At 66.8% G+C, this 23,424-nt stretch carries 24 protein-coding genes and 1 pseudogene; 10 read left to right on the top strand and 15 right to left on the bottom strand.

What is annotated here, in order from left to right:
• Nucleotides 1-45 precede the first annotated feature (45 nt).
• The 6 genes from thrC to QM569_RS02100 all read right to left on the bottom strand — a co-directional run bounded on the left by thrC (nucleotide 46) and on the right by QM569_RS02100 (nucleotide 5,487).
• The gene (thrC, locus tag QM569_RS02125; RefSeq protein ID WP_414985574.1) at nucleotides 46-1,479 is read right to left on the bottom strand and encodes a threonine synthase; all 1,434 of its coding nucleotides are present in this window, start codon (nucleotides 1,477-1,479) and stop codon (nucleotides 46-48) included.
• A 10-nt stretch (nucleotides 1,480-1,489) separates the two neighbouring features.
• A complete protein-coding gene (locus tag QM569_RS02120) occupies nucleotides 1,490-1,906 on the bottom strand; it encodes a type II toxin-antitoxin system VapC family toxin (protein ID WP_414985573.1) in 417 nt (138 codons plus the stop codon).
• A 6-nt stretch (nucleotides 1,907-1,912) separates the two neighbouring features.
• Complete coding sequence (locus tag QM569_RS02115; RefSeq protein ID WP_414985572.1) at nucleotides 1,913-2,185, bottom strand: type II toxin-antitoxin system Phd/YefM family antitoxin; 273 nt, start codon at nucleotides 2,183-2,185, stop codon at nucleotides 1,913-1,915.
• A 78-nt stretch (nucleotides 2,186-2,263) separates the two neighbouring features.
• The gene (locus QM569_RS02110) at nucleotides 2,264-2,851 is read right to left on the bottom strand and encodes a hypothetical protein (RefSeq protein ID WP_414985571.1); all 588 of its coding nucleotides are present in this window, start codon (nucleotides 2,849-2,851) and stop codon (nucleotides 2,264-2,266) included.
• Nucleotides 2,851-4,185, bottom strand: coding sequence for a homoserine dehydrogenase (locus QM569_RS02105; RefSeq protein ID WP_414985570.1), 1,335 nt, complete (start codon nucleotides 4,183-4,185; stop codon nucleotides 2,851-2,853). Before QM569_RS02105 ends, QM569_RS02110 begins: the two co-directional genes overlap by 1 nt.
• A 69-nt stretch (nucleotides 4,186-4,254) precedes the next feature.
• Nucleotides 4,255-5,487 carry a pyridoxal phosphate-dependent aminotransferase gene (locus QM569_RS02100; protein WP_414985569.1) on the bottom strand — a complete coding sequence of 411 codons (1,233 nt, stop codon included), beginning with the start codon at nucleotides 5,485-5,487 and terminating at the stop codon, nucleotides 4,255-4,257.
• A gap of 70 nt (nucleotides 5,488-5,557) precedes the next feature.
• Between QM569_RS02100 and QM569_RS02095 the strand changes: the two genes are divergently transcribed.
• The 3 genes from QM569_RS02095 (at nucleotide 5,558) to QM569_RS02085 (ending at nucleotide 8,331) form a co-directional block, all read left to right on the top strand.
• The gene (locus tag QM569_RS02095; protein ID WP_414985568.1) at nucleotides 5,558-5,929 is read left to right on the top strand and encodes an Mth938-like domain-containing protein; all 372 of its coding nucleotides are present in this window, start codon (nucleotides 5,558-5,560) and stop codon (nucleotides 5,927-5,929) included.
• A 149-nt stretch (nucleotides 5,930-6,078) separates the two neighbouring features.
• A complete protein-coding gene (locus tag QM569_RS02090; protein ID WP_414985567.1) occupies nucleotides 6,079-6,567 on the top strand; it encodes a peroxiredoxin in 489 nt (162 codons plus the stop codon).
• 129 nt (nucleotides 6,568-6,696) lie between these two features.
• Complete coding sequence (locus QM569_RS02085; protein ID WP_414985566.1) at nucleotides 6,697-8,331, top strand: PhoH family protein; 1,635 nt, start codon at nucleotides 6,697-6,699, stop codon at nucleotides 8,329-8,331.
• Nucleotides 8,332-8,395: 64 nt separating this feature from the next.
• Here the strand turns inward: QM569_RS02085 and dnaB are convergent, their stop codons facing one another.
• The 5 genes from dnaB to rpsF form a co-directional block, all read right to left on the bottom strand.
• Nucleotides 8,396-9,808 carry a replicative DNA helicase gene (dnaB, locus tag QM569_RS02080; protein ID WP_414985565.1) on the bottom strand — a complete coding sequence of 471 codons (1,413 nt, stop codon included), beginning with the start codon at nucleotides 9,806-9,808 and terminating at the stop codon, nucleotides 8,396-8,398.
• A 150-nt stretch (nucleotides 9,809-9,958) separates the two neighbouring features.
• On the bottom strand, nucleotides 9,959-10,411 hold the full coding sequence (gene rplI / locus QM569_RS02075; RefSeq protein ID WP_414985564.1) for a 50S ribosomal protein L9: 453 nt from the start codon (nucleotides 10,409-10,411) through the stop codon (nucleotides 9,959-9,961).
• A 12-nt stretch (nucleotides 10,412-10,423) separates the two neighbouring features.
• Complete coding sequence (gene rpsR / locus QM569_RS02070; RefSeq protein WP_044397946.1) at nucleotides 10,424-10,705, bottom strand: 30S ribosomal protein S18; 282 nt, start codon at nucleotides 10,703-10,705, stop codon at nucleotides 10,424-10,426.
• A 20-nt stretch (nucleotides 10,706-10,725) separates the two neighbouring features.
• Nucleotides 10,726-11,016, bottom strand: a complete 291-nt coding sequence (gene priB / locus QM569_RS02065) for a primosomal replication protein N (RefSeq protein WP_414985563.1) — start codon at nucleotides 11,014-11,016, stop codon at nucleotides 10,726-10,728.
• A gap of 21 nt (nucleotides 11,017-11,037) precedes the next feature.
• A complete protein-coding gene (gene rpsF, locus QM569_RS02060; RefSeq protein WP_414985562.1) occupies nucleotides 11,038-11,418 on the bottom strand; it encodes a 30S ribosomal protein S6 in 381 nt (126 codons plus the stop codon).
• 255 nt (nucleotides 11,419-11,673) lie between these two features.
• On the opposite strand from rpsF, the gene grpE reads away from it, so the two are divergent.
• The 4 genes from grpE to QM569_RS02040 all read left to right on the top strand — a co-directional run bounded on the left by grpE (nucleotide 11,674) and on the right by QM569_RS02040 (nucleotide 16,821).
• Complete coding sequence (gene grpE, locus QM569_RS02055) at nucleotides 11,674-12,225, top strand: nucleotide exchange factor GrpE (protein ID WP_414985561.1); 552 nt, start codon at nucleotides 11,674-11,676, stop codon at nucleotides 12,223-12,225.
• An 82-nt stretch (nucleotides 12,226-12,307) separates the two neighbouring features.
• Nucleotides 12,308-14,251, top strand: a complete 1,944-nt coding sequence (gene dnaK, locus QM569_RS02050; protein WP_414985560.1) for a molecular chaperone DnaK — start codon at nucleotides 12,308-12,310, stop codon at nucleotides 14,249-14,251.
• A 78-nt stretch (nucleotides 14,252-14,329) separates the two neighbouring features.
• The gene (gene dnaJ, locus QM569_RS02045; protein ID WP_414985559.1) at nucleotides 14,330-15,460 is read left to right on the top strand and encodes a molecular chaperone DnaJ; all 1,131 of its coding nucleotides are present in this window, start codon (nucleotides 14,330-14,332) and stop codon (nucleotides 15,458-15,460) included.
• 104 nt (nucleotides 15,461-15,564) lie between these two features.
• Nucleotides 15,565-16,821: a CaiB/BaiF CoA transferase family protein gene (locus QM569_RS02040; RefSeq protein WP_414985558.1), complete on the top strand. Its 1,257-nt coding sequence runs from the start codon at nucleotides 15,565-15,567 to the stop codon at nucleotides 16,819-16,821.
• A 4-nt stretch (nucleotides 16,822-16,825) separates the two neighbouring features.
• Here QM569_RS02040 and QM569_RS02035 read toward each other — a convergent pair whose 3' ends face one another.
• From QM569_RS02035 to QM569_RS02025, 3 genes are read right to left on the bottom strand one after another with little or no spacing between them, the layout of a single operon-like run.
• Complete coding sequence (locus QM569_RS02035) at nucleotides 16,826-17,791, bottom strand: M48 family metalloprotease (RefSeq protein WP_414985557.1); 966 nt, start codon at nucleotides 17,789-17,791, stop codon at nucleotides 16,826-16,828.
• A gap of 1 nt (nucleotide 17,792) precedes the next feature.
• Entirely contained in the window at nucleotides 17,793-18,335 is a 543-nt protein-coding gene (locus QM569_RS02030) for an SH3 domain-containing protein (protein ID WP_414985556.1), read from the bottom strand.
• Nucleotides 18,332-20,245 carry a CHASE2 domain-containing protein gene (locus tag QM569_RS02025; RefSeq protein WP_414985555.1) on the bottom strand — a complete coding sequence of 638 codons (1,914 nt, stop codon included), beginning with the start codon at nucleotides 20,243-20,245 and terminating at the stop codon, nucleotides 18,332-18,334. Before QM569_RS02025 ends, QM569_RS02030 begins: the two co-directional genes overlap by 4 nt.
• Before the next feature lie 254 nt (nucleotides 20,246-20,499).
• Between QM569_RS02025 and QM569_RS02020 the strand changes: the two genes are divergently transcribed.
• From QM569_RS02020 to QM569_RS02010, 3 genes are all read left to right on the top strand, one after another.
• Nucleotides 20,500-21,459, top strand: coding sequence for a chemotaxis protein (locus tag QM569_RS02020; protein ID WP_414985554.1), 960 nt, complete (start codon nucleotides 20,500-20,502; stop codon nucleotides 21,457-21,459).
• A 201-nt stretch (nucleotides 21,460-21,660) separates the two neighbouring features.
• Nucleotides 21,661-22,164 carry a hypothetical protein gene (locus QM569_RS02015; RefSeq protein WP_414985553.1) on the top strand — a complete coding sequence of 168 codons (504 nt, stop codon included), beginning with the start codon at nucleotides 21,661-21,663 and terminating at the stop codon, nucleotides 22,162-22,164.
• A gap of 34 nt (nucleotides 22,165-22,198) precedes the next feature.
• Nucleotides 22,199-22,873, top strand: coding sequence for a DUF4124 domain-containing protein (locus QM569_RS02010; protein ID WP_414985552.1), 675 nt, complete (start codon nucleotides 22,199-22,201; stop codon nucleotides 22,871-22,873).
• Nucleotides 22,874-22,923: 50 nt separating this feature from the next.
• Here the strand turns inward: QM569_RS02010 and QM569_RS02005 are convergent.
• Nucleotides 22,924-23,424, bottom strand: a pseudogene (locus tag QM569_RS02005) (SDR family NAD(P)-dependent oxidoreductase); the annotation flags it as partial.

Raw genomic sequence — 23,424 nt, 5'->3', positions numbered from 1 at the left:
ATAGCTACAAGCACATGCTGGATAAGCGCTGGAGGCCATTTTGGCTTATATCTTGCAGTGGCGTTCGATGTACGCCTTGACCTGCGCCACGTCGGCGGGCAGCACCTGCACGCGCTTCGGGAGCTGCTCGATGCCGTTGAATTTGGCGGGCCGCTCGGGCGCGTGGCCCAGGGCTTCGTGGATGGTCGCGGCGAACTTGATGGGCAGGGCCGTCTCCAGCACGATCATGGGTACACCAGCGTCGCCCCGGTGCTCGCGGGCGACCTTCACGCCGTCGGCGGTGTGGGTGTCGATGGTGACGCCGTGGCGCTGGAAGGTGTCGCGGATGGTGGCGATGCGGTCGGCATGGGTGCTCTTGCCGCTCTCGAAACCGTAGCGCGCGGCGGCGTCGGCAAAGCGCGGGTCGCCGCTCAGGTCGAACTGGCCTTGGCTTCCCAGCGCGTCGCCAAACAACGCCTTCACGCGGGCGCCGTCGCGGCCCAGCAGGTCGAAGACGAAGCGCTCGAAGTTGCTGGCCTTGCTGATGTCCATGCTGGGGCTGGACGTTTCGTGCGTGTCGGCGCTGCCGCGCACGCGGTACACGCCGGTGCGGAAGAACTCGTCGAGCACGTCGTTCTCATTGGTCGCCACCACCAGCTTGGCGATCGGCAGGCCCATCTGCCGCGCCACATGACCCGCGCAGACGTTGCCGAAGTTGCCGCTGGGCACGGTGAAGCTGACCTTTTGCGTGTTGGCGTCCGTCGCCTGGATGTAGCCCGCGAAGTAATAGACCACCTGCGCGAGCAGCCGCGCCCAGTTGATGCTGTTGACGGTGCCGATCTTGTACCTGCGCTTGAAGTCGAGGTCGTTGCTGACGGCCTTGACGATGTCCTGGCAGTCGTCGAACACGCCCTCAATGGCGATGTTGTGGATGTTCTCGTCCTGCAGGCTGAACATCTGCGCCTGCTGGAAGGGGCTCATGCGCCCGTGCGGGCTGGTCATGAAGACGCGGATGCCGCGCTTGCCGCGCATGGCGTATTCGGCCGCGCTGCCGGTGTCGCCGCTGGTGGCGCCCAGGATGTTGAGCTGCTCGCCGCGCCGCGCCAGTTCGTACTCGAACAGGTTGCCCAGCAGTTGCATCGCCATGTCCTTGAAGGCCAGCGTGGGGCCGTTGGACAGGGCTTCGATCCACAGGCCGTCCTCCAGATGGCGCAGCGGCACGATCTCGCCGGTGCCGAAGACCTCGGCGGTGTACGTCCTGGCGCACAGCGCGCGCAGATCGGCGGCGGGGATGTCGTCGATGTAGAGCGAGAGGATGCGGAAGGCCAGCTCGGCATAGCCCTGCTGGTGATAGACCTCGCGCAGCTCGGTGAGCTGCGCGTCCCTGATCTGCGGGTAGCGCTCGGGCAGGTACAGGCCGCCGTCGGGGGCCAGGCCTTCAAGCAGGATGTCGCAGAACTTGCGGGGGGTGGCGTCGCCACGGGTGGAGAGGTAGTTCATGGTGAGAGCTTCAGTCAGCCCAGGGGTTGATGAGTTGCAGGCCCGTGTCCTGGAAATGGCGGGTGTTGCGGGTGGCCAGGGGCAGGCGGTGCGCCGTGGCCGTGGCGGCGATCAGGAGATCCAGATCGGTTTGCGGGCGGCCCATGGCCTGGCACGAGGCACGCAGACGGCTCCAGATGCGCCATGTGGTCTCGTCGGTCGGCAGGATTTTTCCCTCGAACTCGCGGCAAAGCTGATCGAACCAGAGTTGCAGCTGGTTGCGGCGGGAGCCGAGCGGCATGCGCTCGATGCCGAACTGGATTTCGCCCACCGTCACAGCGCACAACAAGCACTCGCTCATCTGGTCACGCAGCCACCGTTGCACCGAGGGGCTGGGTTCAGCCTTGCTCAGTTCCGAAATGACGCAGGTGTCCAGCAAGCAGCCCATGGCGTCTCATTCGCCGAGGGGGTCGATCTGCTTGATGCTGGTGCGCTCATTCGCCAGTTCAGCAAAGCCTTCCACCTTGGGAATGCTCAACAGGAATTCGACGAAGCCGTCGTCCTTGCGCGGCGCGGCGCGCACCTTGCTGCCCACGGCCACGACCTGCACCACGGGCTTGCCGTGGCGCGTGACGGTCTGCGGCCCTTCGGTGAGGGCACGGTCGATGACTTCGCTGAAATGGTTCTTGGCTTGCTGAACTTGCCAGGTGGCACTGTTGGCATTCATGGCAGCCTCCGCAGGGATGAATCAGGCCAGAATTCTAGACTGAACACATGAATTCTGGACAGGATCATGCCGTATTCCTCATTCGCAAACAGGACGCCAATCGTTGCGCCGAAGCGCCTCGATGATGCGCTGGCCCTCGGTCTCGAAGGCTTGACGCAGTTGCGCGCGCTGGCGTTCGTCCGGCACCCAGGCCATGGGATGGTGGGAGCGGAATTCATAGCGCACCACGCCCTGGCAGCGGGCAAGGTGAAAGCTCTTGCCGCCGCCGCTGAGATAGTGCGATTGTTCGCCTGCCGCAGGCTCGTCCAGATAGGCCCAATAGGCGTGCTGCGGATCAGCCTGCACGTCGAGCAGGCGCCCGGGCGGCGCCTCCTGGCCCTTGCCTGCGCGCAGCAATGCCGCCTGCGCCTGCGGCGTGGATACGGTGCCGCGCTGGTATGACAGCACGATCTCCGTCGTCCACGGGCCGGATTCCTGCCCGTCCTCGCTCACGTACCGCCAGGGGCCATGGCCGCTACGCTGGCTGGCTGGCTCCAGCACATAGTCCACGTTCTTGAGGGTCAGCCGCTCGGGCGGCACCAGCCCAGAGGCCAGCGCGGGTGCCGCCGCCGCCAGGGCGCACAGGCCCGCCAGCGCCAACGGCGCGCCACGCATCATCATCGGCATCAGTTCAGCTCCTCTTTGCGGATGCGCGTGATCGGCGCCAGCACCGTGGGCAGGCCCTGGATTTGCGCCAGCGCCGCGTCCATGTCGCCCTCGCGCGTGTCGTGGGTCAGGATGATGAGGTCGGTCTGCGTGGAGCCCTCGCCGCCCACCTCGTCGGCCTCGCGCTGCAGCACGGCGTCGATGCTGATGCCAGCATCGGCCAGCAGGCCGGTGATCCTGGCGAGCACGCCGGGCAGGTCGGCCACGCGGATGCGCAGGTAGTAGCTGGTGACGACCTCCGCCATGGGCAGCACGGGCAGTTCGCCACCCGCCGCCGCGAGCGTGTGGCTCTGGAACGCCAGGGGCGGCACGCGGTGCGCGGGGTCGGCTTCGATCAGGCGGGTGATGTCCACCAGGTCGGCGATCACGGCGCTGGCCGTGGGCTCGCTGCCCGCGCCCTTGCCGTAGTAGAGCGTGGTGCCCACGGCGTCGCCATGCACCACCACGGCGTTCATCGCGCCCTCGACGTTGGCGATGAGGCGCTTGGCGGGCACCAGGCTGGGGTGTACGCGCAGTTCGATGCCCTTGGGTGTGCGCTTGGTGATGCCCAAAAGTTTGATGCGGTAGCCCAGCTGCTCGGCGTAGCGGATGTCGGCCCCGGCGAGCTTCGTGATGCCTTCGACATACGCCTTGTCGAACTGCACCGGGATGCCGAAGGCGATGGCACTCATCAGCGTGGCCTTGTGCGCGGCGTCCACCCCTTCGATGTCGAAGGTCGGGTCGGCCTCGGCGTAGCCCAGGCGCTGGGCTTCCTTCAGCACCACGTCGAAGTCCAGCCCTTTGTCGCGCATCTCGGACAGGATGAAGTTCGTCGTGCCGTTGATGATGCCCGCCACCCACTGGATCTGGTTGGCGGTCAGGCCCTCGCGCAGCGCCTTGATGATGGGGATGCCGCCGGCCACGGCAGCCTCGTAGGCCACGACCACGCCCTTGTCGGCGGCAGCCTTGAAGATTTCGGTGCCGTGTACGGCCAGCAGCGCCTTGTTGGCCGTGACGACGTGCTTGCCTGCGGCGATGGCCTCCAGCACCAGTTGCCTGGCGATGCCGTAGCCGCCAATCAGCTCGACCACGATGTCGATGCCGGGGTTGGCGATCACCTCGCGCGCATCGGCCACCACGCGGGCACTGCCGCCCACGGCGCTTTCAGCGCGCGCGGTGTCCAGGTCGGCCACCATGGCGATCTCGATGCCGCGGCCCGCGCGGCGGGAAATCTCTTGCTGGTTGCGCTGCAGCACGTTGAACACGCCGCTGCCCACGGTGCCGATGCCGAGCAGACCTACTTGGATGGGTTTCATATCAGGATTACCAGTCAAAATGGGCTGCAGCGCTTATCCATCAAGCGCGAGCAGCTATCAAAAAAGGAGTTATTCAGCGCTGCCGTGGCGCTGGCGGTATTGCGCCAGGAAGTCGGCCAGGCGGCGAATGGCTTCGCGCAGGTCGTCTTCGTGCGGCAAGAAGACGATGCGGAAGTGCTGGTTGTCGGGGTAGTTGAAGCCCGATCCCTGCACCAGCATCACGCGCGTGGCGCGCAGCACTTCCATGAAGAACTGGCGGTCGTCGGCGATGGGGTACATCACAGGGTCCAGGCGCGGGAACATGTACAGCGCCGCCTGCGGCTTGACGCAGGTGACGCCGGGGATGGCGGTGATCAGCTCGTACGCCAGGTCGCGCTGGCGGCGCAGGCGGCCGCCCTCTTTCACCAGGTCGTTGATGCTCTGGTAGCCGCCCAGCGCGGTCTGGATGGCCCACTGGCCCGGCACGTTGGAGCCGAGCTTGAGGTTGGCCAGCATGTTCAGGCCCTCCACGTAATCCCGCGCGTCGGCCTTGGGGCCGGAGATCACCATCCAGCCCGCGCGGTAGCCGCACGAGCGGTACGCCTTGGAGAGCGAGTTGAAGGTGAGCGTGAGCACGTCGGTCGAGAGGCTCGCCATCGAGGTGAACTTGGCGCCTTCGTACAGCACTTTGTCGTACACCTCGTCCACCATCAGCACCAGGTTGTGCTCGCGCGCGATCTGGATGATGCCCTTGAGCAGTTCCACGGGATAGAGCACGCCGGTCGGGTTGTTCGGGTTGATGACCACGATGCCGCGCGTCTTCGGCGTGATCCTGGCGCGCATGTCCTGCAGGTCGGGCAGCCAGCCCGCGTCCTCGTCGCAGCGGTAGTGCACCGGCCTGCCGCCTGAAAGCGACGTGGCGGCCGTCCACAGCGGGTAGTCGGGCATGGGCACGAGCAGTTCGTCGCCATCGTCGAGCAGCGCGTTGGTCGCCATCACGATCAGCTCGCTCGCGCCGTTGCCCAGGTAGATGTCGTCCAGCGTCACGCCCGCGATGCCGAGCTGCTGGGTGTAGTGCATCACGGCCTTGCGCGCCGCGAAGATGCCCTTGCTGTCGGAGTAGCCAGCCGAATCCGGCAGGTTGCGCGCCATGTCTTGCACCACCTCCTCGGGCGCATCGAAGCCGAACGGCGCCATGTTGCCGATGTTCAGCTTGATGATCTTCTGGCCCTCGTCCTCCATCTGCTTGGCCGCGTCCACGATGGGGCCCCGGACATCGTAGAGAACGTTGTTGAGCTTGGCGGACTTGCGGATCGGCTTCATGGCGCTGGCCTGGGGGCTGGAAATAGGGGAAACCTATAATTTGACCACAGTTCCCCCCACCGATTCCCGCATGAAATTCCAGCCCGACCGCTCCAGTACACAGACCATTAGCGGCTACGGCCCGGGCTGGATCGGCGTGGATGCCGACAGGATCACGCACAGCGTGCTCATCGGCTCGGGCGGGCTGCGCCAGCCCTGGGCCTGCGAACGCTTCGAGGACCTGACCCCCGCGCACTTCGCCCAACTGGCCGAGCTGGACGCCGAACTCGTCATCTTCGGCAGCGGCACGCGCAACCGCTTCGTTCCGCCCGCGTGGCTGGCCCCGCTGATGGCGCGCCGCCTGGGCCTGGAGACCATGGACACGCAGGCCGCCTGCCGCACCTACAACATCCTCGCCGGAGAAGGCCGCAACGTGGTCGCGGCGCTGCTGCTGGAAGCCTGAAACCGCAGGCCGTCACACTGACTTACATTTTGGCAAGTAACAAATTCAGGGTAAAATCCTGGGTTGCGGTCGGGGGCCCTCCAAGAGCAATAACACACCCACTCCCCTGGCTTATCAACGACTAGCACCCAATGAGAGACTGAAGCGCCATGGCGATCGTTGTCAACAAGCCCCTCCCCGAATTTGAAGCCAACGCGACCGGCGGTATCAAGGTATCCAACACCTCGCACCTCGGCCAGATCCTGGTGCTGTACTTCTACCCCAAGGACAACACCCCCGGCTGCACGACCGAGGCCATGCAGTTCCGCGACAAGTACAAGGACTTCGTCAAAGCGGGCGCCGCAGTGTTCGGCGTCTCGCGCGACAACATGAAGTCGCACGACGACTTCAAGGAAAAGCTCGAACTCCCCTTCGAGCTGATCGCCGACACCGAAGAAAAGATGTGCCACATGTTCGGCGTGGTCAAGAACAAGATCATGTACGGCAAGAAGGTCAAGGGCATCGAGCGCAGCACCTTCCTGGTCGGCCCCGACGGCGTGCTGGTGCAGGAGTGGCGTGGCCTGAAAGTGCCGGGCCACGTGGACGAAGTGCTGAAAGCCGTCAAGGCCACCAAGGCCCTCATCAAGAAAGCCGCCTGAGCATCCGCAGGGAATGGGCATAATGGTTTGATGCTCCTGGCTACCTCAGCGCCCCTCTCCACCATCCCCACCAAAGCCGCCTTGGACTGTTCCAGGCGGCTTTTTGCTTTTCTGAACCCCTAAGACACCATGCCCCTGCCTCCCGCCCCCGCCCGGCGCGCCGCCCTGCTCTCCCCCGAAGCCTTCGACATCACCGCCCGCCCCCGAAAGGCCGTGGCGGACAAAGCCCCCGAAGAAGCCACCCCCGCCCCACCCGCAGTGGTTGCTGCTGCAACCAAGGCCGCACAGCGCCGCGCCAAGGCACAGCCTGCCGCACCCGCGCCGGTGGCCGAGGCTCCAGCCCCCGCCAAAGCCAAACGCAGCAAGCCCCAAGGCCCTGCCAAGCTCTTCGTGCTGGACACCAACGTTCTGCTGCACGACCCCACCAGCCTGTTCCGCTTCGAGGAGCACGACATCTTCCTGCCCATGATCGTGCTGGAAGAGTTGGACGGCCACAAAAAGGGCATGACCGAGGTGGCGCGCAATGGCCGCCAGGCCAGCCGCACGCTGGATGCGCTCGCCGCCGCGCAAGGTGCCGACATGGCGCGCGGCCTCAAGCTCGACTCCACGGGCCAGCGCGCTGCGGGCGGTCGCCTGTACTTCCAGACCGCGCCGCTGGACTGGCACCTGCCCACCAGCCTGCCCCAGGGCAAGGCCGACAACCAGATCCTGGGCGTGGTCGAGGCCCTGAGCAAACTGCATGCGCCGCGTGAAGTGGTGCTGGTGTCCAAGGACATCAACATGCGCGTCAAGGCCCGCGCCCTGGGCCTCGCCGCCGAGGACTACCAAAACGACAAGACGCTGGAAGACGGCGACCTGCTCTACGGCGGCGTGCTGGCCCTGCCACCCGACTTCTGGGCCAAGAGCGGCAAGAACGTCGAGAGCTGGCAGAGCGGCGCGCACACCTACTACCGCATCGGCGGCCCCATCGTGCCGCAGTTGATGATCAACCAGTTCGTGTATTTCGAGGCCCCCGGCGAGCCCAGCCTGTTCGCCCGCGTGAGCGAAATCCGCGAAAAGACCGCCGTGCTGGAGACGCTGAAGGACTACGGCTCGGCCAAGAACGCCGTCTGGGGCGTGACCACGCGCAACCGCGAGCAGAACTTCGCCATGAACCTGCTCATGGACCCGGAGATCGACTTCGTCACCCTCACCGGCACCGCAGGCACGGGCAAGACCCTGCTGGCGTTGGCTGCGGGCCTCACGCAAGTGCTGGACGAGCGGCGCTACACCGAGATCATCATGACCCGCGCGACGGTGAGCGTGGGCGAGGACATCGGTTTCTTGCCCGGCACCGAAGAAGAAAAAATGGGCCCCTGGATGGGCGCGCTGGACGACAACCTCGAATTCCTCGCCAAGGGCGACGGTGGCAACGCGGGCGAATGGGGCCGCGCCGCCACCAACGAGCTGATCCGAAGCCGCATCAAGATCAAGAGCATGAACTTCATGCGCGGGCGCACCTTCCTCAACAAGTACGTCATCATCGACGAGGCGCAGAACCTCACGCCCAAGCAGATGAAGACGCTCATCACCCGCGCAGGCCCGGGCACCAAGATCATCTGCATGGGCAACCTGGCGCAGATCGACACGCCGTACCTGACGGAAGGGTCGTCTGGCCTGACCTACGCGGTGGACCGCTTCAAGGGCTGGCCGCACAGCGGGCACATCACCCTGGCGCGGGGTGAGCGCTCGCGGCTGGCGGATTTTGCGAGCGAAGTGCTTTGAACGGCTTTGCTTCAAAAACAATAGCTGCTGGCGCTTACTGGATAAGCACTAGCGGCCAATTTGACTAGAAATCTTCCGACCCCATCGCCAGGTTCTCAAAGCGCGTCTGGTTCTTCTGGAAGAACAGCTTCACCGTGCCGGTGGGGCCGTTGCGCTGCTTGCCGATGATGATCTCGGCCACGTTCGGCTCCTTGCTGTCCTTGTTGTAGTAGTCGTCGCGGTAGATGAACATGATGATGTCCGCGTCCTGCTCGATGGCGCCGGACTCGCGCAGGTCGCTCATCATGGGGCGCTTGTCGGTGCGCGTCTCGACCGAGCGGTTGAGCTGCGACAGGGCGATGACGGGGCACTGAAGCTCCTTGGCGAGCATCTTGAGGCCCCGCGAGATTTCGCCCAGCTCGGTGGCGCGGTTGTCGGAGCTGTTGGAGCCAGAGCCGCTCATCAGTTGCAGGTAGTCCACCACGATCAGGCCCAGCTTGCCGCATTGGCGTGCCAGGCGGCGGGCGTTGGCGCGCAGCTCGGACGGCGTGAGGCCGGGCGTTTCGTCGATGTGCAGGCTCACGGTGCGCAGCCGCTCGATGGCTTCTGTCAGGCGCGGCCACTCGTCGTCGGTGAGCTTGCCGGTGCGCAGGTTGCCCTGGTTGACGCGACCGATCGAACCCACGATACGCACCGCCAACTGAGCCGCGCCCATTTCCATCGAGAAGACGGCCACAGGCAGCCCTTCGTTCAGGGCGACGTGCTCGGCGATGTTGACCGCGAACGAGGTCTTGCCCATGGACGGGCGCGCGGCCAGCACCACCAAATCGCCCGCCTGCAAGCCGCTGGTCATGCGGTCCAGGTCGGCAAAGCCCGTGGGCACGCCGGTCACGTCCACCGGGTTGTCGGCCATCTCCTGCACGCGGTCGAGCAGGTCGATCACCAGCGTGTCCAGCGACTGGAAGCCCTGCTTGGTGCGCGAGCCTTCCTCGCCGATGGCGAAGATCTTGGCCTCGGCCTCGTCCAGCACGCGCTCCACCGTCTTGCCCTGGGGGTTGAAGGCGTTGGTGGCGATCTCGTCGCTGGCGGTGACGAGTTTGCGCAGGATGGCGCGCTCGCGCACGATCTCGGCGTAGCGGCGGATGTTGCTGGCGCTGGGCACGTACTGCGCCAGGCTGTTCAGATAGGTCAGCCCGCCCATTTCCTGGGCCTTGCCCAGGTTCTGCAGGTGCTCGAACACGGTGATCACGTCGGCGGGCTTGCTGGCGTTGACCAGCGCGCCGATGGCCGTGTAGATGAGCTGGTGCTCGTAGCGGTAGAAGTGGCTCTCCACCAGCAGATCGCCCACGCGGTCCCAGGCGTTGTTGTCCAGCAGCAGGCCGCCCAGCACGCTGGATTCGGCCTCGATGGAGTGCGGCGGCACGCGCAACTGGGCCACGTCGCGGTCGTGTACAGGCGTGAAGCCGTCGTCTTCGAGGGCGGGAAAGATGGCGGACATGGAAACCTTGGAAACGAACCCGCGATGCTAGCGCCGCGAGGGCGCGGCGTCACGGCACAAACCTGTGGATAAGGCGTGGACAGCCCTGTATGGAGCGGGGAAAAACAAAAGCCGCCCGAAGGCGGCTCTCGTGCAGATCAGCGCGAAGGATCAGGCGGTTTCGCCGTACACCGACACGTTGACCTCCACCACCACGTCGGTGTGCAGGGCCACGCTCACGGTGCTGTCGCTCACGGTCTTGATGGGGCCGTTGGGCAGGCGAATTTGCGACTTGGCGACCTTGTAGCCTTGCTTGTTCAGCTCTTCGGCGATGTCGTGGTTGGTCACGGAGCCGAACAGGCGGCCATCGACACCGGCCTTTTGCGTCAGCTTGACGGTCGTGCCAGCCAGCTTTTCGCCCTGGGCTTGCGCTTCGGCCAGCTTGGCGGCGGCGGCTTTTTCAAGCTCGGCGCGCTTGGCTTCGAACTCGGCCTTGGCGGCTTCGGTGGCGCGGCGGGCGCGGCCTGCGGGGATCAGGAAGTTGCGGGCGTAACCGTCTTTCACCTTGACGATTTCACCCAGGTTGCCGAGGTTCACAACCTTGTCGAGCAGGATGATTTGCATGGGTTGTGCTCCTTAGATCTTGTGCTGGTCGCTGTAGGGCACCAGGGCCAGGAAGCGGGCGCGCTTGATGGCGGTGTTGAGCTGGCGCTGGTAGATGGCGCGCGTGCCGGTCAGGCGCGCGGGGATGATCTTGCCGTTTTCGGCGATGAAGTCGCGCAGGGTGTCAACATCCTTGTAGTCGATTTCTTCGACGCCCGTCACCGTGAAGCGGCAGAAGCGCTTGCGCTTGAACAGCAGGGACTGGGTGTTGCGCTTGGGGCGCTTGTCTTTGTTGAATTTCTTGAACGTGGCCATGGTGGTGGACCTCTTGAAAATTAATCTTGTTGAATATCCTGGATGTGCAGCACCGGTGTCTTGCCGTTGCGCGGGTTGGCCAGAAAACCGTGGAAAGTCCAGAGACTCCCGATGTTCTGCCTTGCCAGGCGCTCGGCCATCGCTCCAAAGGCGGTGGCCTTGATGGCGGCCTTGACTGCGCGGGGGTGGCCTGCCTCGGTCTGCTCTGACTCGTGTTCGAGCCGCAGGTGGATGGCGGGCAATCCGGCGGGCGTGTAGCGCAGCGGTTCTGCCTCTGCGATACAGGCGGTCAAGACGACGCGGTTCTGCACTCCTCGAACAAATGGGTCGGATCAGCGCTCGGCGTTGGCCGCTGCGTACTCGGCCTGGCTGGCCTTGCGGGCTTCTTCGCGCTCGACGGTCTTCATCATCGAAGACGGGCCGGTCTCGGCCTTCTTCTTTTGCACCGTCAGGTGGCGCAGCACGGCGTCGTTGAACTTGAAGGCGTGCTCCAGTTCAGCCATGACGGCCTGGTCGGCCTCGATGTTCACGCACAGGTAGTGGGCCTTGGCGAGCTTGTTGATGAGGTAAGCCAGTTGGCGGCGGCCCCAGTCTTCCACGCGGTGGATCTTGCCGCCACCGGCGGTGATCATGCCCTTGTAGCGCTCCAGCATCGCGGGCACTTGTTCGCTTTGATCCGGGTGGATCAACAAGATGATTTCGTAATGACGCATGCAGACTCCTTTTGGGTACGACTTGCGCAAAAAAGCTCAAGCATGACGCCTATTCCGTGAAGATGCGTCGTGCAACCTTGATTGCGCAAGTCTGGGTTACAGCCATCCGCCGCGTCTTCTGAAGCGGTATGGCAAGGCAAAGCCGAAGATTATAGCCTGGACTGCCGCGTCTGTACACTGGCCCGCCTGCTCTTGAAAACCCGCGCCCTGCCCCAAGCTGTTCGCGCGTACCCATCCATCACCTCCACAAGACCAATGTCCGACACCAGCCCAAGCACCCCGCCCCAGAGCGCCCCCGCCCCCGAAGAAGTCGAAGCCGCCATGGCCGCCCACGCATCCGACGAGTTGGCCCGCCTGCAGGGCGAGCTGGCCGAGCTGAAGGCCAAGAGCGCCGAGTTGGCCGACCAGTTCCTGCGCGCCAAGGCCGAGGCCGAGAACGCCCGCCGCCGCGCCGAAGACGAAGTGAGCAAGGCCCGCAAGTTCGGCATCGAGAGCTTTGCCGAAAGCCTGCTGCCCGTGTGCGACAGCCTGGACGCCGCCCTGTCCATCAAGGAGGCCACGCCTGAGCAGTTGCGCGAGGGGGCCGACGCCACGCTGCGCCAGCTGACCTCGGCGCTGGAGCGCAACAAGGTGCTGGCCATCAACCCCGGCTCGGGCGAGAAGTTCGACCCGCACCAGCACCAGGCCATCAGCATGGTGCCGGCCGAGCAGGAGGCCAACACCATCGTGGCCGTGCTGCAAAAGGGCTACGTGATCGCCGAGCGCGTGCTGCGCCCGGCGCTGGTGACCGTCGCGGCCCCCCAATAAAAACACCGGGATGCCTTGAAACGCCAAAAGTTATCCACAAGTACCTAGCCATCCAAACCATTTCAGCATTCGGAGAAAAATCATGGGAAAAATCATCGGTATCGACCTGGGCACCACCAATAGCTGCGTGTCCATCATGGAAGGCAACACCACGCGTGTGATCGAGAACAGCGAGGGAGCGCGCACCACGCCGTCCATCGTGGCCTACCAGGAAGACGGCGAGATCCTCGTCGGCGCATCGGCCAAGCGCCAGGCCGTGACCAACCCCAAGAACACGCTGTACGCCGTCAAGCGCCTGATCGGTCGCAAGTTCACCGAGAAGGAAGTGCAAAAGGACATCGACCTGATGCCCTACAAGATCGTGGCCGCCGACAACGGCGACGCATGGATCGAAGTGCGCGGCAACAAGATCTCGGCCCAGCAGGTGTCGGCCGACATCCTGCGCAAGATGAAGAAGACGGCGGAGGACTTTCTGGGCGAGCCTGTGACCGAGGCCGTCATCACCGTGCCCGCCTACTTCAACGACGCCCAGCGCCAGGCCACCAAGGACGCAGGCCGCATCGCGGGCCTGGACGTGAAGCGCATCATCAACGAACCCACCGCTGCCGCGCTGGCCTTTGGCCTGGACAAGCAAGAAAAGGGTGACCGCAAGATCGCCGTGTATGACCTGGGCGGCGGCACGTTCGACGTGTCCATCATCGAAATCGCCGATGTTGATGGCGAAAAGCAGTTCGAGGTGCTGTCCACCAACGGCGACACCTTCCTGGGCGGCGAAGACTTCGACCAGCGCATCATCGACTACATCATCAGCGAGTTCAAAAAGGAACAGGGCGTGGACCTGTCCAAGGACGTGCTGGCCCTGCAGCGCCTGAAGGAAGCAGCGGAAAAGGCCAAGATCGAGCTGTCCAACAGCGCGGCCACCGACATCAACCTGCCCTACATCACGGCGGACGCGAGCGGCCCCAAGCACCTGAACATCAAGCTCACCCGCGCCAAGCTCGAAAGCCTGGTGGAAGACCTGATCGAGCGCACCATCGCCCCCTGCCGCACGGCCATCAAGGACGCTGGCGTGTCCGTGTCCGACATCCATGACGTGATCCTGGTCGGCGGCATGACCCGCATGCCCAAGGTGCAGGAGAAGGTCAAGGAATTCTTCGGCAAGGACCCGCGCAAGGACGTGAACCCCGACGAAGCCGTGGCCGTGGGCGCGGCCATCCAGGGGCAGGTTCTGAGCGGTGACCGCAAGGACGTGCTGCTGCTCGACGTGACGCCGCTCTCCCTGGGCATCGAAACCCTGGGCGGCGTGATGACGAAGATGATCACCAAGAACACGACCATCCCGACCAAGTTCGCGCAGACCTTCTCCACGGCCGACGACAACCAGCCTGCCGTGACCATCAAGGTCTATCAGGGCGAGCGCGAGATGGCCTCGGGCAACAAGCTGCTGGGCGAGTTCAACCTTGAAGGCATCCCGCCCGCAGCGCGCGGCGTGCCGCAGATCGAGGTGTCGTTCGACATCGACGCCAACGGCATCCTGCACGTGGGCGCCAAGGACAAGGGCACGGGCAAGGAGAACAAGATCACCATCAAGGCCAACTCCGGCCTGTCGGAAGAAGAAATCCAGAAGATGGTGAAGGACGCCGAGCTGAACGCCGCCGACGACAAGAAGAAGCTGGAGCTGGTGCAGGCCAAGAACCAGGGCGAAGCCGCCGTCCACAGCGTGAACAAGAGCCTGGGCGAGCACGGCGACAAACTGGACGCGGGCGAGAAGGACGCCATCACCGCCGCCGTGAAGGCGCTGGAAGACGCCTTGAAGGGCGACGACAAGGCCGCCATCGAGGACAAGACCAACGCCCTGATGGCCGCCAGCCAGAAGCTGGGCGAGAAGATGTACGCCGCTGAACAGGCCGCAGCGGCAGCCGACGGCGCAGGGCCCGAAGCCGCAGCATCCGCATCTTCGGCCAAGCCCGCTGCCGACGACGACAACGTGGTCGATGCCGAGGTCAAGGAAGTCAAGAAGGGCTGATTCTTGACCCCGTGACCCGCCGCGCCAAGCCCCGAACAGGCTTGCGCGGCGTTCCTTTTCCCCCGAGGAAACAGACCCATGGCTAAACGAGACTTTTACGAAGTCCTCGGCGTTCCCAAGAACGCATCCGAGGACGAGATCAAGAAGGCGTACCGCAAGCTGGCGATGAAGTACCACCCTGACCGCAACCAGGGTGACGCCGCCAAGACCGCCGAGGAGAAATTCAAGGAGGCCAAGGAAGCCTACGAGATGCTCACCGACGCGCAAAAGCGCGCCGCCTATGACCAGTACGGCCACGCGGGCGTGGACCCCAACATGCGCGGCGGCCCCGGCGGCGCGGAGGGCTACGGCGGCTTTGCCGAGGCGTTCGGCGACATCTTCGGCGACATGTTCGGCCAGCAGCGCGGGCGCGGCGGGCGGCAGGTGTATCGCGGCAGCGACCTGAGCTACGCCATGGAGATCACGCTCGAAGAAGCCGCCAAGGGCAAGGACGCGCAAATCCGCATCCCGAGTTGGGAGAACTGCGACACCTGCCACGGCAGCGGCGCCAAGCCCGGCACCAGCGCCAAGACCTGCGGCACCTGCCAGGGCTCCGGCACGGTGCAGATGCGCCAGGGCTTCTTCAGCGTGCAGCAGACCTGCCCGCACTGCCGCGGCACGGGCAAGATCATCCCCGAGCCCTGCCCCACCTGCCACGGCCAGGGCAAGCTCAAGAAGCAAAAGACGCTGGAGGTGAAGATCCCCGCAGGCATCGACGACGGCATGCGCATCCGCAGCACGGGCAACGGCGAGCCGGGCACCAACGGCGGCCCGCCGGGCGACCTGTACATCGAGATCCGCCTGAAGAAGCACGACATCTTCGAGCGCGACGGCGACGACCTGCACTGCCAGGTGCCGGTGAGCTTCATCACCGCCGCGCTGGGCGGCGAGATCGAGGTGCCCACGCTGCAAGGCAAGGCCGCCATCGACATCCCCGAGGGCACGCAGGCCGGCAAGCAGTTCCGCCTGCGCGGCAAGGGCATCAAGGGCGTGCGCGCCAGCTACCCCGGCGACCTGTACTGCCACATCGCGGTCGAGACACCCGTCAAGCTGACCGAGCACCAGCGCAAGCTGCTGCGCGAGCTGGAAGAGTCGCTGAAAAAAGGCGGCGCCCGCCACTCGCCCAGCGGCGAGAGCTGGACGGACAGGTTGAAGAACTTCTTTAGCTAACCCCTACAAAAACCGCCCGCGCTCCGGGCGGTTTTTTCTTCAAAATTGATAGCTGCCAGCACTTATCAGATAAGCGTTATAGGCCATTTTGACCACATAAATTTATGACCACCTCCAACACCGCCGCGCTGGCGGGCATCCGCGTGCTCGACCTCTCCCGCGTGCTCGCAGGCCCCTGGTGTACGCAGATCCTGGCCGACCTGGGGGCCGATGTGGTCAAGGTGGAGCGCCCCGGCAGCGGCGACGACACGCGCCACTGGGGGCCGCCCTTTTTGAAAGACGCGCAGGGCAACGACACGGACCAGGCCAGCTACTACACGGCCTGCAACCGCAACAAGCGCTCCGTCACCATCGACATGGCCACAAAGGACGGCCAGGCGCTCATCCGCCAGATGGCACAGCAGGCCGACATCCTGGTCGAGAACTTCAAGGTCGGCGGCTTGCAGCAATACGGGCTCGATTACGAAAGCCTGCGCGCGCTGAACCCGCGCCTCATCTACTGCTCCGTCACCGGCTTCGGGCAGAGCGGTCCGTATGCCGAGCGCGCGGGTTACGACCTGATGATCCAGGCCATGAGCGGCATGATGAGCATCACCGGCCGCCCGGATGGCGAGCCCGGCGGCGGCCCGCTGCGCGTGGGCGTGGCGCTGACCGACCTGTTCACCGGCGTCTATGCCAGCACCGCCATCCTGGCCGCGCTGAACGTGCGCCACGCCACGGGCCAGGGCCAGCACATCGACATGGCGCTGCTGGACGTGGGCATGGCGATCCTGGCGAACCAGGCGTCGGGCTTCCTCGCCACGGGGCAGTCGCCCATGCGCCAGGGCAACAGCCACCCCAGCCTCGCGCCGTACCAGGACTTCCCCACGCGCGACGGCGCGATGCTGCTGGCGATCGGCAACGACGGGCAATTTGCGCGCTTTTGCGCCGCCACCGGCCAGCCGCAATGGGCCAGCGACCCGCGCTACGCCAGCAACACCCTGCGCGTGAAGCACCGCGACACGCTCATCCCCGCCATGCAAGCCCTCACCCGCACGCGCACCACCGCCGAATGGGTGGCGCTGCTGCAAGACAAGGCCGTGCCCTGCGGCCCCATCAACACCATCGCCCAGGCGTTCGACGACGCGCAGGTGAAGGCGCGCGGCCTGGCCGTGCCGCTGCCGCGCTGGAAGGATGGCGAGACGCCGCGAGACGGCGTGGCGCAGATCACCGGCGTGGCGAGCCCGTTGCGCCTGTCGGCCAACCCGCCCATGCTGCGCAACGCGCCGCCCGCGCTGGGGCAGCACACGGACGAGGTGCTGGGGGAGTTGGGGCTGGACGCTGCGCGCATTGCGCAGTTGCGGGCGGCGGGCGTGGTTTAACGCGTTACCTCAACTGCCTGCGGATTTCCATGTAGCGCGCCTCGTTGCCCGTGCCTTGCGCACCGGCGAACTTCTCGCCCAGCAGCGGCGTGAGCTTGGCGATGCGGTCGGCGGGCGCGGGGTGGGTGCTGAAGAGCAGGTTGTAGTTGGCGTCCTGCGCCGAGTTGGCGGCGTACATCTTCAGCACGTTGGGCAGACCTGCGGGCGCGTAGCCCGCGCGTGCGGCGTACAGCATGCCCATGCGATCGGCGTCGAACTCGTCGCCCTGGTCCAGGCCCTTCTGGTAGATGTTGCGCACCGCATTCACCATGGCCGAGCTGATGGCGGCGTTGCCCGCCCGGGCCTGCACCACGCCGCCCGCCATCTGCGCGAAGCCGCCCTTCTTGATGGCGGCCAGGTAGTGGCCGCGCACCACGTGGGCGACCTCGTGCGCCAGCACGCCCGCCAGTTCGGATTCGCTCTTGAGCTGGCGCATCAGCCCCACGGTGACGAAGACGAAGCCGCCCGGCGTGGCGTAGGCGTTCACCGCGTCGGAGTCGATCACGCCAAAGCGCCAGGCGAACTGCAGGGGCTTGCCGTCCTTGCCGGTGGGCAGGTCGGCCTGCTGCGCCACCCACCAGCCGACCTGGTTCACGTAGCGCTGCACCAGCTCGTTGCGCAGCAGCGGGCGCGCGCCGAGCAGCACCGAGGAGAACTCCACGCCCAGTTGGCGCTGCTCCTCGGCGGTGTAGTCCTTGAACGCGGCGGACGCGCCCTGCACCACGTCCAGCACGCCATCGAACTTGGTGCCGCCGCCACTACCGCCGCCGGTGACCGCGCTGAGCGCGGAGCCCAGCCCGCCCAAGCCGCCCGACTTGGGCATGGACTCGCAGCCCGCCATCAGCGCGGCGGCGGCCACGGCGGCCAGCAGGCCCGCCCAGCGCCGCGCACGCGCGGAACCCGCCCCATGGGTTGTGCGCATCGTCGTCATGTCAGTTCCCCTCGTAGCCGTTGATCTTCTGGGCGTTCAGCTTGCCGCCGCGCGCGAACTGCTGGGCCTGGGCGGCGTTGCTGGCGTAACGCTCCAGCTGCTGCACTTCGTCCAAGTTGGGCTGGGCGTTGGCGAGCTGCTCCTGCGTGAGCCCGCGCGTGCCGGTGGTCGCGGTGGGCTTGGTGCTGGCGGCGGTGAAGACGCCGCCCAGGCCCGTCAGCGGGTTGGCGCTGCCCTTGGCCGCCGCAGGCTGGGCCGCCGCCAGCGACTTGACGTGCGTGAGCCGCACCCAGCCCTCGGGGTTGCCGGTGGACTGCACCTTGAGCCAGCCGCCCTGCTGGCCGGTCTCGGTAAGCGGCACGCCCACGACCAGCTTGGCCAGGGGCCGAGCGTTGAGCGCGGGCGCGGCGCGCAGCTCGGTGGCCGTGCTCACCTGGTGCGTCTGCGCCTGGGCCGACGACAGGCCGAACGCCAGCAGCGCGGCGGCCACAAGCCCCCGGCGCGACGGCGCGGGCAATCCATGGAAAGTCCTGGCGATGCTCATGTGGAAACCCCCTCTCTGGATAGTGGTGCGGATGATGACGCTGCAATGCGCCGGGGCTCGAACAGGCGCACCGCCTGCTCCCGGCCCTTGACCTCGAAGGCCCCCCGGTCGATGAACTCGAACGCGTGCGCGCATTGTGCGCGCGTCGCCTCGGAAACGAGCACCCGCGCCACGTTTTTCGTGCAGCCCTCGATACGGCTCGCCAGGTTCACCGTGTCGCCGATGGCCGTGTAGTCCAGCCGCCGCGCCGTGCCCAGAAAGCCCACCACGGCGGGCCCGGTGTGTACGCCGATGCCGATGTCGAACTGCGCGCCCAGGCCGCCCTGCTCCATCTCGGCGGCAAAGCGCTGCAGCGCGTCGGCCATGCCCAGGGCGGCATGCACGGCCAGTTCGGCATGGCGCGGCTGGGCGATGGGCGCGCCCCAGAAGGCCATGATCGCGTCGCCGATGAATTTATCGAGCGTGCCGTCGTGGCGGAAGATCACTTCCACCTGCATCTCGAAGTAGCGGTTGAGCATGGCCACGATCTCCTCGGGCCTGCGGTGCTCGGACAGGCTGGTGAAGCCCCGGATGTCGGAGAACAGCACCGTCACCTCGCGGCTGGCCGACACCTCGGCCTGCGCCACCTGGGCCGCGTCGGACAGGTTGCGCACGATGCGCGGATCGACAAAGCGCGCAAACATGGCCTGCACGTGCTCGCGCTGCGCCATCTCCAGCCGCGACGACAGCAGGCCGAAACTGAGCAGCGCCAGCGCGCCCACGGCCAGCGCGGACACGGGCATCCAGTACACCTGCGCCCGCAGCGCCAGCACCGCGCCGCCCAGCGCCGCCGCTGCGACGGCGGCAAAGCCCCAGGCCACCCAGGTGGGCGACACCCGCCGCGCAAAGGCCCAGCCCGTGCCTGCGATGAGCAGCAGGGCCAGCGCCGCGTTGGCCCAGGCGGGCGCGGCGCGCAGCCAGTCGCTCTGCTGCAGGTTCGCCAGCGCCGTCGCCAGCACGAAGGGGCCGGGCGTGGTGGCCTCGATGGGTGTGGGCACGAAGTCCAGCAGGCCGCTGGCCGTGGCGCCGATGATGATGATCTTGCCGCGCGGGTCGAACGGCAGCGCCGCGCCCTCGGTCTGCGTGGCAAGGTAGGCCCGCGCATACGGGATGCGCGTGAACTCGCGCCCGTACCAGTGCAGCCGAAAGCGCGGCGCATCGGGCCGGGGCAGGCCGAGCGCATCGGCCACCCGGCCGATGATGTGCGGGATCCACCAGCCGCCCACGTCCAGCCCCAGCTCCGCGTGGCGGCCCAGGCCGTCGCGGTCGCGCGCGAAGTTGATGTAGCCGGTGCGCCAGACCTCGGCGGGCAGGGCCGTGGGGCCGTCGATGCCGTACTGCGCGCTGGGGTCGGCCCCCGCCCCGGCGCGTATGCCCATGGCGGGCGGCGCCTGCGCCAGCGGCGCCTTGCGGGTGGAATCGGGCATCAGGATGATGGGCACGTAGGCATGCTCGAAGCCCGCCAGCGCCTGGGCCAGCAGCGCGTCGTTCACGGGCCGCAGGCTGTCGGGCGGCGAAAGGATCAGGTCGAGCACGATGGCGCGCGGCTGCTCGGCCGCCAGCGCCTGGATCAGCTCCGCGTGGATCATGCGCGGCCAGGCCCAGGCGCCCGCCAGCTCCACCATCTGCGGGTCGTTCAGCGAGGGCTGGTCGATGTCGATCAGCACCACGTCGCCCGGTGGCAGGCGGCCCTGGGCGTGCCAGCGCAGCAGCGCGTCGCCCACGCGGTTGTCCAGCGCGTCCAGCTTGTGCGCCATGCCCAGCTCCACCACCGCGAGCAGCGCCAGCAGCGCCCCCAGCATCGCGTACAGCGTGCGCCGCCCGAAGCGCTGGCGCAGGCGCTTGAGCAGGGAATCGGGCGGGCGGGACATGGTGGGCAGGCGGGGCCAGAAGCCGCGCATTCTCGCCCGAAAAGGCCCTGGGCAGCCGCCACGCATGCGGGCTTTCGTGATTTGCGGGGCGCCGCACGCAGCAGGCCGGGGCGGCTGTCCCGGCGGCATACCCGGGTATTGCCGGAAGAAGTTTTACGGGTTTGGCGCACCGCGCGCGCCGTTCTGCTCCTAGAATTTGTAAACGCGCGTATCTCGTTTCTCGTTTCTTCTTTCTTCTGCGCGAAGGATTCACCATGAAAGCAATGCAGCAGGACATCGACGAGCGGACCAACCTCACCAGCACCAACAAGTTCGAGCTGCTGCTGTTCCGCCTGGGCACGGACAGCGCCCTGGGCAAGTCCGAGCTGTTCGGCATCAACGTCTTCAAGATCCGCGAGATCGTGGCCATGCCCAGCATCACACCCATCGCGGGGGCCGAGCCGCACTCGCTGGGCGTGGTCAACCTGCGCGGCCAGGTGATCCCGGTGCTCGATTTGCCGTCCATCGTCGGCTGCAAGCCCCAGACGGGCCTGAACATCATGCTGGTGACCGAGTACGCGCGCACCACGCAGGCGTTCGCGGTCGAGTCGGTCGAAGACATCGTGCGCCTGGACTGGAAGCAGGTGCTCTCGGCCGAGGCCAGCGGTGCCAAGGGCAAGCTGGTGACCAGCATCGCGCGCCTGGACGGCAACACCGACGAGTCGCGCCTGGCCCAGGTGCTGGACGTGGAGGCCATCCTGCAGATGGTGTCGCCGTCCGACGGCCACGAGGTCACCGCAGAAAAGGTCGGCCCCAAGCTCCAGCTCAAGCCCGGCACCATCATCCTGGCGGCGGACGACTCCTTCGTGGCGCGCTCGCTCATCGAGCAGGAGCTCAAGGCCCTGGCCGCGCCCTACGAGATGGTCAAGTCCGGCCAGGAAGCCTGGGACCGCCTCAACGCCATCGCGCGCGGCGCCGAGGCCGAGGGCAAGACCGTACTCGACCGCGTCTCCATGGTGCTGACCGACCTGGAGATGCCCGAGATGGACGGCTTCACGCTCACCCGCAACATCAAGCAGGACGCGCGCTTCCAGAACCTGCCGGTGGTCATCCACTCGTCCCTGTCGGGTTCGGCCAACGAAGACCACGTGCGCAGCGTGGGGGCCGACGGCTACGTGGCCAAGTTCGTGGCGGAAGACCTGGCCAACACCATCCGCCGTGTCTTGCCTGGCTGATTTTTAGGGGTCAAAACAGGCTCCAGCGCTTATCCAACAAGCGCTTGCAGCTATTAATATAGTAGCAATCGCTGCGCGCAGGCGTCAACCGATGGCGACCGCCGCGCGCTAAGGGAGAAGCCGTAACACTCCGCAGGATGGCTTTTCAAGGGCTTTACCTGCGGGGCGGAACGCCCACCCCACTGCCCCAGTCCGACCGCCATGACACACAACTTCCTGCGCATCGTTCCCGCCACCCTGCTGGGCGCCCTGGTGGCCGGTTGCGCCGTCGTGCCCGCCGACCCCTACTACTACGAGTCGCCCCGCTACGGGGTGTACGAGCAGCCCGGCTACATCTACGGCAGCCCACCGCCGCCGGTCTATGTGGCGCCGCCGCCTGCGTACCGCGCGCCCCCTCCTCCGGTCGTCTATGCACCGCCACCGCCCGCCTACCGCAGCGAAGGCCGCGACCGCAACGACTGGCGGGACCGGGATCGCAACCGCGCCGAGCGCGAGCGTGCGGACCGCGACCGGGCCGAGCACGAGCGTGCCGACCGTGACCGGGCCGCGCGTGACCGTGCCGAACGCGAACGCCGCGCCACTGACGACCGCCGCAACCGCAACAACCCGCAAGGCGCCCGCCCGCCGGGCAACCCCGGGCCGCAGCCGCAGGACTGGCGCGCGCGCCAATACTCCAACAACCCCGAGCACGGCGCAGGGCCCTGACGGCCCGCCGCAAACCGCCTGCTGACGCACCCACATGGCAACGCATTCCCTGCCCTCCCTCCTCGTGTGCCTGGCCGCCGCCGGGCTGGGCCTGGGCGCCCAGGCCCAGGTGGTGCGCTGCACCGACACCCGCACGGGCAAGGTGACCTACACCAACGGCGCCTGCGCCAGCGGCACCACCGCGCGCGAGGTGGAAGCGCGCAAGACACCCGAAGAGATTCAGCGCGAGCGCGAACTCGCTGCCGAGGCGCTGGAGCGCAAGCAGCAGCGCCTGCAGGCCGAGGCGCATGCCGCGCAGACCGAGGCCCTGCGCAGCGCCGAGCGCGACCGGTCACGCGCCGCCCAAGCCGCCGCCGCGCCCCAGCCGCAGGACTACGCCCGCTCCCCCGAGTGCGCCCAGTCCAGGCGCCAGCTCGACCTGGTGGCCAACAGCACGTCGCGCACGCCCTACGAACAGGACGTGCGCATGGAAGCCGCCCAGCGCCAGGTGGACCTGGACTGCCTGGGCCCGCAGGGCGCCGCCGAGGTGGAAAAGGCCCGCGCCGCCCAGCCGCGCGTGGTGGTCGTGCCGCCTGTCGTGCGGCCCCAGCCCGTGGTCCCCGTCAACCCGCCCAGCACCACGCCGACGCGCCGCAACGTGCGGTGCAACGTCTTTCGCTGCACCGACGACCAGGGCAACACCTACCCGGCACCGGGGCTGGGGAAATAAGGGGCAAAATTGGCCTCCAGCGCTTATCCATAAAGCGCTTACAGCTATCATTAGCGTAGCAATCGCAGCCCCTCGGCCACCGTGGCATAGCGCAGGCGCAGGCGCAGTTCGCGCAGCAGGCGCGTGTTGTCCAGGCGGCGCGATTCGCTCATGAAACTCAGCAGCATCAGCGACAGCTTCTGCTGCGCCTCGCTGCGCGGCACGCGCGGCGGGCGCGGCAGGCCGTACAGGTCGGCCGCCAGGTCGAAGTAGTCGCCCATCTTCAGCTCCGTGGCGTCGCTGGCGTTGTAGATGCGCTGCGGCCTGCCGCGCCACAACGCCGCCGCGCAGGCACGCGCCAGGTCGTCGGCGTGGATGTGGTTGGTGTACACGTCGTCGCCGGGCGCCAGCACCGGCGTGCCCTTGCGCAGCCGCGCCTCGGGCGTGCCGCCCTCGCGGTCGGGCGCGTAGATGCCGGGGATGCGCAGGATGCTGGCGCGCGTGCCGGCGCGGCCCGACTGCTGGCGCCCCCACCAGCGCACACGCGCTTCGGCGTCGACGCGGCGGCGCGC

The organism is Acidovorax sp., assembly GCF_047607405.1.
Classification (GTDB): domain Bacteria; phylum Pseudomonadota; class Gammaproteobacteria; order Burkholderiales; family Burkholderiaceae_C; genus Acidovorax.
The sequence above is the reverse complement of the archived record's forward strand: the minus strand, read 5'-3'. Positions and strand labels throughout refer to the sequence as shown.

Bases quoted from the DNA above. Each gene is read 5' to 3' on its own strand.
- QM569_RS02015 (WP_414985553.1), top strand. From the start codon at position 21,661: ATGACACACAACTTCCTGCGCATCGTTCCCGCCACCCTGCTGGGCGCC.
- QM569_RS02115 (WP_414985572.1), bottom strand. From the start codon at position 2,185: ATGAATGCCAACAGTGCCACCTGGCAAGTTCAGCAAGCCAAGAACCAT.
- QM569_RS02090 (WP_414985567.1), top strand. From the start codon at position 6,079: ATGGCGATCGTTGTCAACAAGCCCCTCCCCGAATTTGAAGCCAACGCG.
- QM569_RS02040 (WP_414985558.1), top strand. From the start codon at position 15,565: ATGACCACCTCCAACACCGCCGCGCTGGCGGGCATCCGCGTGCTCGAC.
- dnaK (WP_414985560.1), top strand. From the start codon at position 12,308: ATGGGAAAAATCATCGGTATCGACCTGGGCACCACCAATAGCTGCGTG.
- QM569_RS02025 (WP_414985555.1), bottom strand. From the start codon at position 20,245: ATGTCCCGCCCGCCCGATTCCCTGCTCAAGCGCCTGCGCCAGCGCTTC.
- grpE (WP_414985561.1), top strand. From the start codon at position 11,674: ATGTCCGACACCAGCCCAAGCACCCCGCCCCAGAGCGCCCCCGCCCCC.
- dnaJ (WP_414985559.1), top strand. From the start codon at position 14,330: ATGGCTAAACGAGACTTTTACGAAGTCCTCGGCGTTCCCAAGAACGCA.
- QM569_RS02035 (WP_414985557.1), bottom strand. From the start codon at position 17,791: ATGACGACGATGCGCACAACCCATGGGGCGGGTTCCGCGCGTGCGCGG.
- rpsF (WP_414985562.1), bottom strand. From the start codon at position 11,418: ATGCGTCATTACGAAATCATCTTGTTGATCCACCCGGATCAAAGCGAA.
- QM569_RS02085 (WP_414985566.1), top strand. From the start codon at position 6,697: ATGCCCCTGCCTCCCGCCCCCGCCCGGCGCGCCGCCCTGCTCTCCCCC.
- QM569_RS02030 (WP_414985556.1), bottom strand. From the start codon at position 18,335: ATGAGCATCGCCAGGACTTTCCATGGATTGCCCGCGCCGTCGCGCCGG.
- QM569_RS02120 (WP_414985573.1), bottom strand. From the start codon at position 1,906: ATGGGCTGCTTGCTGGACACCTGCGTCATTTCGGAACTGAGCAAGGCT.
- rpsR (WP_044397946.1), bottom strand. From the start codon at position 10,705: ATGGCCACGTTCAAGAAATTCAACAAAGACAAGCGCCCCAAGCGCAAC.
- QM569_RS02110 (WP_414985571.1), bottom strand. From the start codon at position 2,851: ATGCCGATGATGATGCGTGGCGCGCCGTTGGCGCTGGCGGGCCTGTGC.
- QM569_RS02100 (WP_414985569.1), bottom strand. From the start codon at position 5,487: ATGAAGCCGATCCGCAAGTCCGCCAAGCTCAACAACGTTCTCTACGAT.
- QM569_RS02020 (WP_414985554.1), top strand. From the start codon at position 20,500: ATGAAAGCAATGCAGCAGGACATCGACGAGCGGACCAACCTCACCAGC.
- QM569_RS02095 (WP_414985568.1), top strand. From the start codon at position 5,558: ATGAAATTCCAGCCCGACCGCTCCAGTACACAGACCATTAGCGGCTAC.
- QM569_RS02105 (WP_414985570.1), bottom strand. From the start codon at position 4,185: ATGAAACCCATCCAAGTAGGTCTGCTCGGCATCGGCACCGTGGGCAGC.
- QM569_RS02010 (WP_414985552.1), top strand. From the start codon at position 22,199: ATGGCAACGCATTCCCTGCCCTCCCTCCTCGTGTGCCTGGCCGCCGCC.
- rplI (WP_414985564.1), bottom strand. From the start codon at position 10,411: ATGCAAATCATCCTGCTCGACAAGGTTGTGAACCTCGGCAACCTGGGT.
- thrC (WP_414985574.1), bottom strand. From the start codon at position 1,479: ATGAACTACCTCTCCACCCGTGGCGACGCCACCCCCCGCAAGTTCTGC.
- dnaB (WP_414985565.1), bottom strand. From the start codon at position 9,808: ATGTCCGCCATCTTTCCCGCCCTCGAAGACGACGGCTTCACGCCTGTA.